Below are 13,983 nucleotides of genomic sequence, written 5' to 3'. Positions count from 1 at the left end.
TCATGGGTCCTCCTCGGCGGTGTCGAGCAGGCGCAGTACCGCGTCGTCGAAGCCGAGCATCCCGTGGCTGGATTTGTACGCGGCGAGCGCGTCCAGAGTCTCGCGGTGCAACCGCACCCACCCTGAGTTCGGGAAGTTCGTGGCCATCAGGTCGTCCCAGACCGAGACCGGCATCGCGAACTTGTCCTCCCGGTCCCAGGGAATCTGCTGCACCGCGAAACCCGTGGCGCCCCGGATGAAGACAGTGCCGCTGAACAGGAAGATCAGCGGCACTGTTCCCTCCCGTAGGGCGTGCAGGTATTTGGCGCCGCTCACCTCGAAGTCGTAGGTGCACGGCATCGGCAGGTCCACTTGGGCACCGCCGTGGAAGCCGGGAACCATGGTGGCGCAGTGCATCCAGAGGAAGGAGCGCTGGGTGTCGCGCCAGCGTTCGCGTGGGCCGAACAGGTCGACCAGGCCCGCGCTCTCCTCGTCGGTATAGCTACGGCGGTGCGGTTCGATCCGCACCTGTGCGCGCAGGGCGATGGCGTGCACCGGTTCCTCACCGAGCGCCGCGATGCCGATCCGGGCCGACAGCGTCGGTGTGGCGGCGTAGGGCTCCGGCGCGATGTCGAGCACCGCGAAAGTCGTCGAGTAGGCCGGGCACATCACGCACCACCTGGTCGCGCACGCGCCGAGACCGTGGCGAAGAACTCGTCGAGATACCGGTGCACATCCTGACCGCCGTCGAATCCGCGCCACAGCATCCGCATCCGGCCGACGAATTCGTAGCAGGTGTCGATGGGCAGCAGCAGGCAAGCCGCCTCGGCGGTGCCCCGCTCGGGGACCCGGATCATCAGTGCTTCGACGTCGGGGACCGCGACATCGATCTCGGGGTGCCGGTCGAGCAGGGTGCGCCACTGGTCGAGGGGCAGCTCGGATTCGGTGGCGCCCGCCGGTCCCGGATAGAACGCGACGGTGCGGCCCAGCGCCGAGTTCTCGAAGAAGAACGCCAGGCCCACCGGGATCTCGAGTGCGTCCCATTCACCGTGGCCGATGGTGAAGGTCGGGAAGCGCAGGTAGCGGTCGGGCACCGCGCGGTACCGCAGGACCGCGTTCTGGTCGGTGAACAGCAGGTAGCAGCCCCGGCACACGCATAACAGTTGGCGCCCTTCGACATTCACCACGTGCTGATGCTCTTCGGCGATGGCCTCGGCGCACATCTCACACCGCTCGCCCGCCGGGACGGCGGGTTTGCGGTCGACGGTGAGGCGGCGCAGCACTCCCAGCCCAGAACTCATCCGGCCACCCCCACGGGCACGGCCACCGAGAGCTCCCCGGCGCGTACGAGCACGGGCAGTGGTTCCAGGTGTCCTTCGCCGTCGACTCTGGCACCGGCGTGGACGGCGTCGTAGTGCGCCCGGCAGGTCGGGCAGCGCAGTACGGCGTCACCGACCGGGAAACCCATCCGACGATGCAGTGCCGCGCCGGCGAGCGAGTGGTCGCAGGCGGGGCAGTGATCGCGGTAGACGAACAGGTCATCACCGACCCGGCAGGCGAGCACGGTCTGCCCGCCGATGACGAAGCCGCCGACCTCGCCCGCACCGAGTTCCCCCAGCTCCGGAACCGCTATCCAGCTCCCGTGCTGCGCCTCGACCGGGTGGGCGTCGGCGTGCACCCGGGCGAACAACGAATCGGCGGAGATCAAGGCATCCGCCGATTCCGGTTGCGCAGCAGCCACTTCGATCGATGCGATTTCCGGCGCGGCGGCACGTACCGCGTCCTCTACCGCCAGTTCCAGGGTCACCGACGACGAGGGGCAGGTGCGACAACTTCCCGACAGTTCGAGCCGGACAACGCCGTCGGCCACGCCGAGCAGTTCCACGTCACCACCATGGGAGCCCAGGTAGGGGCGCACGCTGTCGAGAGCAGCGCGGACGCGAGTGTCGACGTCGTGCGGATGCAGGCCGTGCACCAGCAGCAGACTCGCGACCAGATCGTCGGCGACGAGCTGCTCACGAACGTCACCATCGACCAGTTCGAGCACGCGTGCCAGCCCGGCACCGTAGAGGTCGGCGACCTCACGCACCAGCTGCTCGGCGCGCTCGCGAGCGACGACGCCACCCGCCGAACTCGCGTCCAGCAGGGTCTCGATCCGGTCGCCTGCGCCGCGCCACCGGTCTGGGTCGAACGCCGCCTCGTCGTGCTCCCCCGGACGATCCGGCATCACCGTTACTCCCCGGTGAGTGTCTGGGTCGGCGAGTGGAGTTTCTCCAGCGACTTGCCGTTGCCGAGGTACATGTGCACACCACACGGCAGGCAGGGATCGAAGCTGCGCACGGTGCGCATGATGTCGATGCCCTTGAAGTGCTCGCGGTCGTTCTCCTCGAAGATCGGCTGGCCCTGCACCGCGTCCTCGTAGGGTCCCGGCGTGCCGAAACTGTCGCGGGGGTTGGCATTCCACGGCGTCGGCGGATACGGGTGGTAGTTCGCGATCTTGCCGTCCCTGATCACCATGTGATGGGACAGGACCCCGCGCACCGCCTCGGTGAACCCACAGCCGATGCTCTCGTCCGGTACCTCGAAGTGCTCCCACGTCTTGGTCCGTCCCGCCCGGATCTCCACGAGCGCCTGCTCCGCGAAGTGCAGCGCACTGGCCGCGGCGTAGGCCTGGAAGTAGGTGCGGGCGCGGTTGCGTTCGATGGTGTTGCTGCCGAACGCGGGGATCTTCCATTCGAAGCTGACCGGGCCCTTCAACGCGGTCTTGGGCAGGTTGATCTGCACACTGTGTCCGGTCGACTTCACGTAGCCGATGTCGACGAGCCCGGCCAGCGCCGTCGACCACAGCCGGGCCAGCGGGCCGCCGCCGGTGTCGAGGGCCAGATGGTCGGTGCCGTCGAACCAGCGCGGCGACATCACCCAGCTGTACTTGTCGTCCATGTCGCGCTTCTGCGGCTTGGGGTTGGTGTGCTGGTTCCAGGGGTGACGCCGGTCGACCGGATTGCCGAGCGGGTCGGTCTTCACGAACATCTCCTGGTCGTTCCAGTCGTCGTAATACGAACTGCCCAAAAGGATTCGGATGCCGAGATTGATGTCGACCAGGGACGTCGTGACCAGTTTTCCGTCGACGACCACGCCGGGGGTGACGAACATCCGCCGACCCCACTCCTCCATGTCCTTGTACTCGAAATTGCACACCTCGGGGTCCTGGAACGAGCCCCAGCAACCCAGCAGGGTGCGCCGCAGTCCGACCTGTTCGTAGCCCGGCAGCGCCTCGTAGAAGAAGTCGAAGAGATCGTCGTGCATCGGCACGACCTTCTTCATGAATTCGACGTAGCGCATCAGGCGCGTCATGTAATCGGTCATCAGCTGGATCGTCGCGACGGTTCCCACACCGCCGGGATACAGCGTCGACGGGTGCACGTGCCTGCCCTCCATCAGGCAGAACATCTCACGGGTGTAGCGGCTGACGTGCAGCGCCTCCCGGTAGAACTCGCCGGTGAACGGATTGAGCGCGCGCATGATGTCGGCGATGGTGCGATAGCCGTGTGCGTCCGAATGCGGCGCGAGCGTGGTCTCGGCCTGCGCGAGGACGCCGGGGTTGGTCTCGGCGACCATCTTCTCGCAGAAATCCACGCCGACCAGATTCTCTTGAAAGATGTTGTGGTCGAACATGTATTCGGCGGCCTCACCGAGATTGACGATCCACTCGCCCAGGTGCGGCGGTTTCACCCCGTAGGCCATGTTCTGGGTGTAGCACGAGCAGGTGGCGTGATTGTCGCCGCAGATCCCGCAGATGCGGCTGGTGATGAAATGCGCGTCGCGGGGATCCTTGCCCCGCATGAAGATCGAGTAGCCGCGGAAGATGGACGAGGTGCTGTGACACTCGACCACTTCACGATTCTCGAAATCGATCTTGGTATAGATTCCCAGGCTGCCGACGATGCGGGTGATCGGGTCCCAGGCCATTTCGACCAGGCTGTCGGGATCGATCCGCTTGTGTGACGGCTCGGGGATGATGGCAGTCATTCCAATCGCCTCCTACCAGGTGCGGGTGGCGCCGGATTCCAGCTTCTCGCCCTTGTGCCGCCATCGCGGCTCCTTGTCCACCGTGCGTCCGGTGATGTGGCGCAGACTGCGGATCACCGACCCGTACAGCCCTGATGCCGTCGAGGAGATCTTGCCGCCGGGCGGCTCGTCCATGAACGGCATGAATTTGTCCGGGAATCCCGGCATAGTGCAGCCGATACAGATGCCGCCCACGTTCGGGCAGCCACCGACGCCGTTGATCCAGCCCCGCTTGGGGACGTTGCATTTGACCACCGGGCCCCAACATCCCAGTTTCACAATGCATTTCGGGGAGCCGTACTCGTCGGCGAAGTCGCCTTCCTCGTAGTAGCCCGCTCGATCACAGCCTTCGTGGACGGTGGCGCCGAACAACCATTTCGGGCGCAGCGCCTCGTCGAGGGGAATCATCGGGGCCTGTCCGGTGGCCATGTAGAGCAGGTAGGTCAGCGTTTCGGACATGTTGTCCGGATGGACCGGGCAACCGGGCACGCACACGATCGGGATCCCGGCCTTGGATTTCCAGTCCCAGCCGAGGTAGTCGGGCACACCCATCGCGCCGGTGGGGTTACCCGCCATGGCGTGGATGCCGCCGTAGGTGGCACAGGTGCCGACCGCGACCACCGCGGTGGCCTTCGGGGCCAGCCGATCGAGCCATTCACTGGTCGTCATCGGCTGTCCGGTGGCGGGATCGTTGCCGAAGCCGCACCAGTAGCCCTCCTCGTGGAGTTGCTCGTTCGGGATGGAGCCTTCCACCACGAGCACGAACGGTTCGAGTTCACCCCGGTCGGCTTTGAAGAACCATTCGAGGAAATCGTCGGCGCCGCCGGTGGGACCGCATTCGAAATCGATCAGCGGCCAGTGCACCGCGATCTGCGGGAGCCCGGGAAGAGCGCCGAGCGCGATCTCCTCGATACTGGGCTGCGTCGCGGCGGTCAGCGCGACCGAATCACCGTCACAACTGAGGCCGGCGTTGATCCACAGCACGTGAATCAGGGCCTGTTCTGCTTTGATTGCTTCCTGGGTAGGCATGGGCTGCGCCACTTTCTGAAGCGGGGCATCGCAGGCTCGCGGGAACCTGCGGTGTGATCCTGATCACGCAAGTCTATGTCGCTGGTGAGTGATCCTCAATAGTTGCTGACCGCTGCCGCCGGAGCCAGTCGTACCACTGCGCCATGCCGGAACCGCTGGTCACCGAGAGGGGCAGGATCTGCGCGTGCGGGTTGATCGACGCCGCGTATTCCCGGCATCTGCCCAGGTCGAAGTCCACATAGGGCAGCAGATCGATCTTGTTGACGAGGACCAGAGACGCCGCGGCGAACATGTGCGGATACTTCAGCGGCTTGTCGGTGCCCTCGGTCACCGAGATCACCACGACTTTGCCGCGTTCACCGAGGTCGAACAGGGCCGGGCACACCAGGTTGCCGACGTTCTCGATGAACAGCAGGGTGCCGGGGGCGGGATCGAGGGACTCGAGCGCGCGGTAGGTCATCTCGGCGTCGAGATGACAGCCCGCGCCGGTGTTGATCTGCACGACCCGACAGCCCGTCGCCCCGATCCGCTCGGCGTCGAGCAGGGTCGCCTGGTCGCCCTCGATCACCGCGATCGGTATCTCGGTGGACTCGCGGATCGTGCGCTCGAGCAGGGTGGTCTTGCCCGCGCCGGGTGAGCTGGTCATGTTCAGCGCCAAGATGTCGCGGGCGGCGAGCCAGTCCCGGTTTCGCTGGGCCAACAGGTCGTTCTTGGCCAGAACCTTTTGCTCGAGGGTGATGGTCTCGGTGACCGGCAGATGCACGTGATCATCACCGTGACCATGGCTGTGCCGGTGCGGCTCGTGCTCGTGGCCGTGGCCGTGCTCGTGCTCGTGGCCGTGGCCGTGCTCGTGCTCGTGCTCGTGCTCGTGCTCGTGCGGGAGGGTGATCACCGCGGCGTCGTCGTCGCCACATCCACAGGTTGCGCACATTCTCGGCTCACTTCCATCGAGCGGATTCGGAGTTCGTGCCCGGCTCTGATCTCGACATCGGCGCTGCCGCACTCGCACAGGGCGATCGGCTCGAGCACGGTGAACTCGGCGCCACAGCTTCGACAGCCCGCCCGGCCGGGCACCACGTCGATCTCGAGGCTCGCGCCCTCGGCCAGGGTTTCCTCGGCGGCGAGCTCGAAGCAGAACTGCATCGCCTCCGGAACGACCGCGCACAGCACGCCCACTTCCAGCAGCACGCTGTGCACCCGTGCTCCCGCCGCGTGTTCGCACACGGCGTCGATGACACTCTGGGTGATCGCCATTTCGTGCATCGCAGTCTCGGTTCGTCGAGGGAGGAACCCACCGCTCAGGTTACTCCTGGGCAACCCTCCGACGCGATGGCCGGCCGACGGATGAAGGCTCAGCTGAGTCGGTGTTCAGCGAGCAGCGCGGCATCGCCGAGGATGTCGGCGGTGGGGCCGTCGGCGACGACTTCACCGGCGTCGAGGATGACGACCCGCTCGCAGATCCGTTGCGCGTAGGGCAGATCGTGGGTCACCACGAGCATGGTGGTGGGCAGCGACAGCAGGATCTCGGCCAGTTCGCGACGTGCCACCGGATCGAGGTTGGCGGCCGGTTCGTCGAGAACGAGGACCTCCGGTCGGCACGACAGCACCGTGGCCAGCGCAGCGCGGCGGCGTTCCCCGAGCGACAGGTGCGCCGGTGAACGCCCGGCCCTGTCGGTCATCCCTACCGCGGCGAGCGCCTCGCGGACGTGTTCGGCGAGGGCTTCGCCGCGGACACCGAAGTTGGCGGGACCGAACGCGACATCCTGTTCCACGGTCGGCATGAACAGTTGGTCGTCGGGGTCCTGGAACACGACCCCGACCCGCTGCCGGATGGCGCGAACACTGTTGCGGTCCAGCCGCACACCGCCGATGTGCACCTGCCCCGATGTGGCGGTGAGCACCCCGTTCAGGTGCAGCATCAAGGTGGATTTGCCCGCGCCGTTGGGCCCGAGGACGGCCACCCGCTCCCCCGGCGCGATCTGCAGATTCACCCCGTTCAGTGCGCCGGTCCCGTCGGGATAGGCGAAGGTCAGCTCGACCACACGCACCGCCGGCGCCGTCGGTTCGGTCACCGCACCATCCAAGCACCTGCGCAGACAGCGATCGCGGCGGCCGCGGGCAGGCAGCCGAGCAGCCACTGCCTGCCGGTGGCGGGCGGGGTGCCGACATCGGGCACGGTGCCGTCGAATCCGCGCGACAGCATCGCCAGGTGGACCCGTTCGCCGCGTTCGTAGGATCGCAGGAACAGGGTGCCCGCGCCGCGTGCGGTCGCACCGGCTTGGCGCAGGGTGCGTGGGTCGTCGCCGCGGGAGATGCGGGCCAGCCGCATCCGCGCCGCCTCGGCGACCAGCACGTCGACATAGCGCAGCATCAGGACCACGATCATGACGATCGTGCCGGGCACGTGCAGCCGCGTCAGCCCTTCGGGCAAGGAGCGCACGCTCGTCGTCGCGGCCAAGGTCAGTGAGATGCCCACGCCGATAGTGCCTTTCGCGATGATGCCCCACGCTGCGTAGAGGCCGGTCACCGACAGCGACAGCCCGAAGATGTCGGTGCGGGGTTCCCCGGCGGCGAAAGGCAGCAGGACCGCCAACACGACGAACGGCAACTCGATGAGCAGACGCGGCCCGATCCAGCGCAACCCGATTCCCCACCACCGCCACAGCGCCACCAAGCCCAGGGCATAACAGCCGTACGGCCACAACAACTCTCGTGGTGTCGCCACGACCGCGAACACCGCAACCACCGCGCACACGATCTTGACCTCGGTCGGTGCCCGATGCGCCGGTGAATTCCCCGTCAGATACAGCCGGTGGACCGCGGCGCTCACCTACTCCGGCTCCGCATCCGTCCGCGCCGCGACGTCGTCGCGCCGACCCCCGGAGCGCGATCCGCTTCGGCCGATCCGGACCACCGCGAACAGCACGGCGAAGGCGACCCCGACGCCGACCACGCCTGCCGGACCGGCCAGATCACTGTTGCCGTCAATCGCGTAGTCCGCCAGCGGAGAACCGGCGAACCGGTGTTCCTCGGCGCTGCGCGCGATGCACTCACCGTGCAGTTCCTCAACCCCGTTCACCTCGACCGTGGTGCACCCGCGTCGGGTGGTGGCGTCGAGCCCGTCGGGCTGTGAACTCGCGGCATAGGACAGCCCGCCGGCGACGAGTACCGCGGCCGCGGCGAACACCCACAGGAAACCGGTGAAGGACACCCGCAGACGAACGGGAGACGCCGACGTGGACACCGGCCCAGCGGCACGCAGAACATAGACCAGATCCGGTCGTGCGCTCACCACCACCACCACGGTGATCGCGGTGATGATGCCTTCACCGATCCCGATCAACGCGTGGGTGAAGAACATGTACCCTGCGACCGCCCCGACCGTGGAACCCGCGGCCCCGCCGATTGCGTACTCGAGGACGAAACCCATCGCGGCACACAGGGTTCCGACGAACGCGGCGGCGAATGCCACGACACCCACCCCCGTGTCGCTGCGCCGCCGCAGCAACGCTGTCCCGGCCCGAGCGACGAGGTATCCCGCGCCGACACCGATCAGGGCCATGTTCGTGATGTTGGTGCCGAGTGCGGTCAGCCCGCCGTCGGCGAACAGCAGCGCCTGCACGACCAGCACCACCGCCACGCACAACGCCCCGAGGTAGGGCCCGACCAGAATCGCGGCCAGCGCCCCACCCAGCAGGTGCCCACTCACACCGGGCAGGATCGGAAAGTTCACCATCTGGACCGCGAAGATGAACGCGGCCACCAGCCCGGCCATCGGCGCCGCGCGCTCGTCGAGTTCGGCGCGCGCCCGCCAGCTCGCGAGCCCGAGCCCCACCGCCGCGATCCCCGCGAAGATCAGCGACGTCGGCGCATCGACGATCCCGTCGCTCATATGCATTGCCACGGTGCTGCCGTTCACCTATCAGAACACTACGCCCTTTATCTGTCCAAGTGAACAGATAAAGGAATGTCCGACCGCGATATCAGTCCGGCTGCGACAGGGGGTAGATGCGACTAGAATTCGATGATGGAGCGCCGCAGCGAAGCCGCGCGCAGCCGTGGCGGGGGTGACCGCCGTTCGCCCTTCGACCGGTTCGTCGAACAGGCCGAACTGCGCGTGAGTCAGGCTCCGTTCTTCTTCATCTGCGCTGGAATCGTCACGGCGTGGCTGATCAGCTTGCCGTGGTGGACGGACCTCAAAACGTGGCAGGTTGCCATTCACACCGTTGCGAGCGTTTTCACGCTGCTGTTGGTGGTGCTGCTCGAAAACGCCGGCCGCCGCGCGAGCGAGGCCGCGCAAGAGAAACTCAATGTCATCGCCGAGGCATTGGCCGCGCTCCTGGAATCCTCCGCGTCCACTGATCCCGAACTCCGGGCGGCCGCGGATCGGCTACGAGAAGCTGTCGGGCTCGAAGAGCGCCACTGACTGGAGGAACCCTCGACACCCCCTCGAAAGGAAGCGCGCCATGACCTCAGCCACCGAATTCGTCGGCGTCCGCTATCTCGTCGATGACGTAGAAGCCGCCATCGCGTTCTATACCGGTCATCTCGGTTTCACCGTGCACATCAACGCCGCACCCGCCTTCGCCGACGTCATCCGAGGATCATTGCGCCTCTTGCTGTCCGGACCGGCAAGTTCCGGTGCGCGTGTCACCCCCGCCGACATCGCCACTCCCGGCGCCAATCGCATCCACCTCGTCGTCGAAGACCTCGACGCCGAGATCACCCGCCTCAGGAACGACGGCGTCGAATTCCGCACCGAGACCGTCACCGGTCCCGGCGGAAGCCAGATCCTGCTCGCCGACCCCGCCGGCAATCTGATCGAGTTGTTCCAACCCGCCGAGCACAGGCCCACGGCGCCAGAACAGCATCGATGATCTGGGCCTCGCGGTCGTGGTCCTCGAGGCGCTCGTCTACCTCGCCCGCCGCACGCTGATGCCCAGCGACCTCGATAGAAGTCGAATACTCGAACTGCGCGAGCTCAGCCGATGCGGTCGACACTGCGAAATCGGTTCAGTGCCAGCGCGCCGAGGACCAGCGCGACCAATCCGAACACCATGGCGGCCCAGGCCCCGACTATCCCGTTGCCGGTACCTGGGCCGCCCTCGGCGGTGGCCGCGAACCAGCTTCCCAGAGCCAGGCTGATCAGCCCTGAGACCAGCGTCAGCACTGCCTGGTTCCGGATGTTGCCGGGACCGTTTCGGCCGACCCGAGCCAACACACGGACGCCGAATACCACGGCGATCAGTCCTAGCAGCGCAGTCGAGGTGGGTCCGAGTCGACCGGAGGTCAGTCCGGTGGTGGCGGCACTGTGGTGGATCGAAGCTGTGGCTGGTGCAGCAACCGCGATACTTGCGAACAGCGCTGTTGCAACGACGGCAGGGAGATGGCGGGCGGACATCGGGTGCTCCTTCAAACGTTCGGTGGCTCGATTCCGCTTCATCATGTCCGCCTATTGCATCGCCGATCATCGTGCAGGCGTAGACAATTCGCGCTGCCATCGGTGCGGCAGCCGACTGCCGCAGCTGCCGTAGCCGCCGCGGAATTACTGCGTTCGTAGTAGACGATTGATCGTCTGTCCGCCGGATTTGCTGCCATGCGATTGCGGCTAGGGTGCACCCATGAGCAGGGCGCGGATCGACATCGCGGACGGGGCGGTCGCCGTCGCGGTCACGGCCGTGCTGCTGGGCACCGGGCTGAGTGCACACCGTGACCCTGCCGAGCTCGACGTGCTGGGCTATGCGCTGTTGACGATCGCCGGGCTCTCGCTCGCGATGGCCCGCCAGGCTCCTGTCACCGTTCTGGCGATGTCGGGTTCGGCTGTGTTGGGTTATCAGGCCACCGGTTTCGATGTCCCCGCGATCGGGTTCCTGGTCGCGGTCTACGCCACAGTCCGGGCCGGGCAGCGACTGGTCGCGGTGGCGGGTTCGATACTGCTCGTGCTCACGCTGCCTTTCGCAATGCTGCTCGCCCACCCCGACTGGGCTGTGGGCGAGGCATTCACCCATGCACGCGATGCGCTGCAACTGGCCTGGCTGGTCGCTGCCGGCGCGGCCGGCGAGGCGTTGCGCCAAGCCGAGCGGCGCGCCGAGGAAGCCGAACGCACCCGCGAGGAGACCGCACGACGCCGCGCGGACGAGGAGCGGTTGCATATCGCACGGGAACTGCACGACTCGCTCACTCACCAGATCTCGGTCATCAAGATCCAGTCCGAGGCCGCGGTACACGTCGCCCACAAGAAAGGCGAACACGTGCCCGAGACACTGCTGGCGATCCGGGAAGCCGGCCGGGAAGCGGCCCGGGAACTACGCGCGACATTGGAAGCCCTGCGCGAGGACGTCAACGCATCTCGGCACGGACTCGGCCACGTTCCAGAACTGGTGGAACGTGCTCGCGCAACGGGTTTGGACGCCACGTTGACCATCACAGGAGAAAACCCGACGTTACCGGCCGCGCTGGACCGCACCGTCTACCGAATCGTGCAGGAATCGCTGACCAACATCTCCCGGCACGCACACGCCGTGACGGCCTCGGTCCGCATCGACTACCGCCCCGACGCGGTGATCGTGCGCGTCGATGACGACGGTGGATTGCGGCCGGGCAGCGGGGCGGTACACGGTGTCGGCCTGCTCGGAATGCAGGAACGCGTCACAGCTCTCGGCGGGCGCCTGCACGCCGGGCCCCAGCCAGAACGCGGCTTCTCCGTCCACGCCGAACTGCCCGTTGATCCCTCATGATCCGTGTCCTGCTCGTCGACGACCAGCCATTGATTCGCAGCGGATTCCGGGCTCTGCTCGACCTCGAAGACGACATCACAGTGGTGGCCGAGGCCGCCGACGGAAGCGAGGCCCTGGCTCTGGCTCGCCAGTACCTACCCGACATCGCGCTCATCGACATCCAGATGCCCGTCCTCGACGGTATCGAGGCGACACGGCAGATCGCGGCAGACCCCGCATTGGCCGAGGTGCACGTTGTCATCCTCACCAACTACGGCCTGGACGAGTACGTCTTCCACGCTCTGCGGGCAGGCGCCGCCGGATTCCTCGTCAAAGACATTCTGCCGGAGGACTTTCTGCATGCCGTTCGCGTCGCTGCCCGCGGTGATGCGTTGCTCGCACCCTCGATCACCCGTCGGCTGATCAACCGGTACGTCTCTCAGCCGCTGAGCACCGACAATGCGACGAAGCTGAACGAACTGACCGGCCGTGAACGCGAGGCCGTCACCCTCGTCGCCCAAGGCATGTCCAACGAGGAGATCGCCGACCGTATGGTCATCAGCCCGCTCACCGCGAAAACCCATATCAACCGGGCAATGACCAAACTCCACGCACGCGACCGCGCCCAACTCGTCGTCTTGGCCTACGAATCAGGGCTGGTCGCTCCGCGAAATCTCTGAGGTAGGGCTCCAACCGCGATGCGCGATAGTTCGGCATTACAGGATGCTGGCGGACCCAACTGAAGAGGGATAGCGCAGGTTTCGAATGTTCCTGCCACCAGCGGTGCCGTACGCGGGCACAACCGCCGAGTGCCACATTGCGTCCTGTCGAAGTTTGTCTGCACTGATCAAGTTGCTCGTGATGTGGGTGCCGATGTCGGCCAGGGCATGACGGTCAATTCGGGCCACTGTTGGAGCCAGCGACCGGCCTTGGCCTCGTAGACGGTGCGCGGCGCGAGGACCGGATTGGGACGGACGATGAGGTTGAACACGTCCGACAGCCCGTGTGGGGCGTACACACGCCAACGCCCGCCAGGTTGTTCGAGGCGAACTCCCAGACAGCAAGTGGTGGCAGCGAAGGAGTCGATCGCATCCTCGGTGGACCGGTGGGCAGGACATGGCGTCCCGAATTTCTGCTCGTACCAGAGATGAACACGTGCCTCGTTGCGGATCTCCACCTCGGCGGGGATATCGGCGAAGACCTGCTTCGCCGACTGGATTACCGCGTCTTCGGCCTCCCAGGACAAATCAGCGGAGTCGAAGTAAAACAGGTCGTAGTCCTTGATGCCTTCGCCGGGTCCCCGGCCGGTGACTGTGTTCCAGACGGTCTGGAACAGGCAGCCCGCCGTGAGATACCAGCCGGGCAATTCCAGCGATGCCGACAAGGTCAGCACCTCCGTCAGTACTTCGTTGTGCGAGAGTGCCTCTCGGAATGCGTCGAGTTGTTCGTCGACAGGCAGCTGGCCGATCATCACCTATGCCTACCACCCGCCCCGGGACGCCACGCACAGTTCTTCGTTGTCCCCACGAGCACCCTCTCCCTTACCAATAGTCAACCGCCTCAATACAGCTCGATCCGCCGACAAGTTCGACTTGATGCATAGGCATCAACTCCACAAAACGCCCGCCGCGGCCGAGTTCACCGTCGAGCGCTCCACTTTGCACGGCCACGATCCACTACACCCGGTGCCATGGACCGAGAAGTCCATGTCGGCTTCAATCGCAGCCTCGCCCTGAGCGTGCACGCCGACTGCATTCACCGCTGCGAAGGGCCGGGGCCTGCGTGCCGGTCGAGAGTCTCGAGTGCGGCTGCCAAGCGGGCCGCGGCGTCCGCGGCGACCGGGCGCAGTCGCGCGTCGCTGGTGACCTCGACCATGAGCTCGGGGTTCATGGCTTCGACGTGGATCAGCTCGGTGTCGTGCGGGTCGCGGCGCACGACGACATTGCAAGGCAGCAGCAGCCCGATCTGGCGGTTGATGCCGACCGCCTGGTGCGCCAGAGGCGGGTTGCAGGCGCCGAGGATGCGGTAGTCCTCCATATCGTGGCCGAGTTTGGCCTTGATCGTGGCCGCCATGTCAATGTCGGTGAGGATGCCGAATCCTTGCTCGGCCAGAGCTTCTCGGACCGCGTCCACGGCGCGGTCGAAGCCGGTGTGCAATGTGGTCGACAGGGCGATGTCCATCACGTAATCA

Annotated in this window: 17 protein-coding genes and 1 pseudogene; 4 read left to right on the top strand and 14 right to left on the bottom strand. The window is 66.3% G+C overall.

Annotated elements, in window-relative coordinates:
• The 11 genes and pseudogenes from ACWGCN_RS14395 to ACWGCN_RS14345 form a co-directional block, all read right to left on the bottom strand.
• On the bottom strand, nt 1–648 hold the full coding sequence (locus ACWGCN_RS14395) for a DUF6084 family protein (RefSeq protein WP_378987310.1): 648 nt from the start codon (nt 646–648) through the stop codon (nt 1–3).
• Nucleotides 648–1,280, bottom strand: coding sequence for a DUF5947 family protein (locus ACWGCN_RS14390; RefSeq protein ID WP_378987313.1), 633 nt, complete (start codon nt 1,278–1,280; stop codon nt 648–650). Before ACWGCN_RS14390 ends, ACWGCN_RS14395 begins: the two co-directional genes overlap by 1 nt.
• Nucleotides 1,277–2,206 (bottom strand): NifU family protein, encoded by a 930-nt coding sequence (locus ACWGCN_RS14385; protein ID WP_378987316.1) that lies wholly within the window; start codon nt 2,204–2,206, stop codon nt 1,277–1,279. Before ACWGCN_RS14385 ends, ACWGCN_RS14390 begins: the two co-directional genes overlap by 4 nt.
• A 5-nt stretch (nt 2,207–2,211) precedes the next feature.
• Nucleotides 2,212–4,008, bottom strand: a complete 1,797-nt coding sequence (locus ACWGCN_RS14380; protein ID WP_379314902.1) for a nickel-dependent hydrogenase large subunit — start codon at nt 4,006–4,008, stop codon at nt 2,212–2,214.
• A gap of 12 nt (nt 4,009–4,020) precedes the next feature.
• Complete coding sequence (locus ACWGCN_RS14375; protein WP_301907654.1) at nt 4,021–5,076, bottom strand: NADH-quinone oxidoreductase subunit B family protein; 1,056 nt, start codon at nt 5,074–5,076, stop codon at nt 4,021–4,023.
• Between the two features lie 73 nt (nt 5,077–5,149).
• The gene (gene hypB / locus ACWGCN_RS14370; protein ID WP_452457202.1) at nt 5,150–6,007 is read right to left on the bottom strand and encodes a hydrogenase nickel incorporation protein HypB; all 858 of its coding nucleotides are present in this window, start codon (nt 6,005–6,007) and stop codon (nt 5,150–5,152) included.
• Nucleotides 5,965–6,339 carry a hydrogenase maturation nickel metallochaperone HypA/HybF gene (locus ACWGCN_RS14365; protein ID WP_378987325.1) on the bottom strand — a complete coding sequence of 125 codons (375 nt, stop codon included), beginning with the start codon at nt 6,337–6,339 and terminating at the stop codon, nt 5,965–5,967. Before ACWGCN_RS14365 ends, hypB begins: the two co-directional genes overlap by 43 nt.
• An 89-nt stretch (nt 6,340–6,428) precedes the next feature.
• Nucleotides 6,429–7,148, bottom strand: a complete 720-nt coding sequence (locus ACWGCN_RS14360) for an energy-coupling factor ABC transporter ATP-binding protein (protein ID WP_387443737.1) — start codon at nt 7,146–7,148, stop codon at nt 6,429–6,431.
• Nucleotides 7,145–7,906, bottom strand: coding sequence for a cobalt ECF transporter T component CbiQ (gene cbiQ / locus ACWGCN_RS14355; RefSeq protein ID WP_452457203.1), 762 nt, complete (start codon nt 7,904–7,906; stop codon nt 7,145–7,147). Before cbiQ ends, ACWGCN_RS14360 begins: the two co-directional genes overlap by 4 nt.
• Nucleotides 7,907–8,263 (bottom strand): PDGLE domain-containing protein, encoded by a 357-nt coding sequence (locus ACWGCN_RS14350; RefSeq protein WP_452529036.1) that lies wholly within the window; start codon nt 8,261–8,263, stop codon nt 7,907–7,909.
• 66 nt (nt 8,264–8,329) lie between these two features.
• Nucleotides 8,330–8,974 (bottom strand): annotated as a pseudogene (locus tag ACWGCN_RS14345) (energy-coupling factor ABC transporter permease); the annotation flags it as partial.
• Between the two features lie 129 nt (nt 8,975–9,103).
• On the opposite strand from ACWGCN_RS14345, the gene ACWGCN_RS14340 reads away from it, so the two are divergent.
• Together ACWGCN_RS14340 and ACWGCN_RS14335 are read left to right on the top strand one after the other, a co-directional pair.
• Entirely contained in the window at nt 9,104–9,502 is a 399-nt protein-coding gene (locus tag ACWGCN_RS14340) for a low affinity iron permease family protein (protein WP_378987334.1), read from the top strand.
• Between the two features lie 40 nt (nt 9,503–9,542).
• Nucleotides 9,543–9,953, top strand: coding sequence for a VOC family protein (locus ACWGCN_RS14335; protein WP_378987337.1), 411 nt, complete (start codon nt 9,543–9,545; stop codon nt 9,951–9,953).
• Between the two features lie 104 nt (nt 9,954–10,057).
• On the opposite strand, the gene ACWGCN_RS14330 is transcribed toward ACWGCN_RS14335, so the two are convergent.
• Nucleotides 10,058–10,477: a DUF6223 family protein gene (locus tag ACWGCN_RS14330; RefSeq protein ID WP_452448999.1), complete on the bottom strand. Its 420-nt coding sequence runs from the start codon at nt 10,475–10,477 to the stop codon at nt 10,058–10,060.
• Between the two features lie 220 nt (nt 10,478–10,697).
• On the opposite strand from ACWGCN_RS14330, the gene ACWGCN_RS14325 reads away from it, so the two are divergent.
• Nucleotides 10,698–11,813, top strand: a complete 1,116-nt coding sequence (locus tag ACWGCN_RS14325) for a sensor histidine kinase (protein ID WP_452457204.1) — start codon at nt 10,698–10,700, stop codon at nt 11,811–11,813.
• On the top strand, nt 11,810–12,472 hold the full coding sequence (locus ACWGCN_RS14320; protein WP_449964969.1) for a response regulator: 663 nt from the start codon (nt 11,810–11,812) through the stop codon (nt 12,470–12,472). Before ACWGCN_RS14325 ends, ACWGCN_RS14320 begins: the two co-directional genes overlap by 4 nt.
• Before the next feature lie 167 nt (nt 12,473–12,639).
• Here the strand turns inward: ACWGCN_RS14320 and ACWGCN_RS14315 are convergent, their stop codons facing one another.
• Both ACWGCN_RS14315 and ACWGCN_RS14310 read right to left on the bottom strand, forming a co-directional pair.
• Nucleotides 12,640–13,263: a nucleotidyltransferase family protein gene (locus ACWGCN_RS14315; RefSeq protein ID WP_452457205.1), complete on the bottom strand. Its 624-nt coding sequence runs from the start codon at nt 13,261–13,263 to the stop codon at nt 12,640–12,642.
• Nucleotides 13,264–13,547: 284 nt separating this feature from the next.
• Complete coding sequence (locus tag ACWGCN_RS14310) at nt 13,548–13,973, bottom strand: DUF302 domain-containing protein (RefSeq protein ID WP_379314207.1); 426 nt, start codon at nt 13,971–13,973, stop codon at nt 13,548–13,550.
• Nucleotides 13,974–13,983: the final 10 nt, after the last annotated feature.

It is taken from the genome of Nocardia sp. NPDC055050 (assembly GCF_053608345.1).
This window is presented reverse-complemented; position numbering and strand designations above follow the sequence as displayed.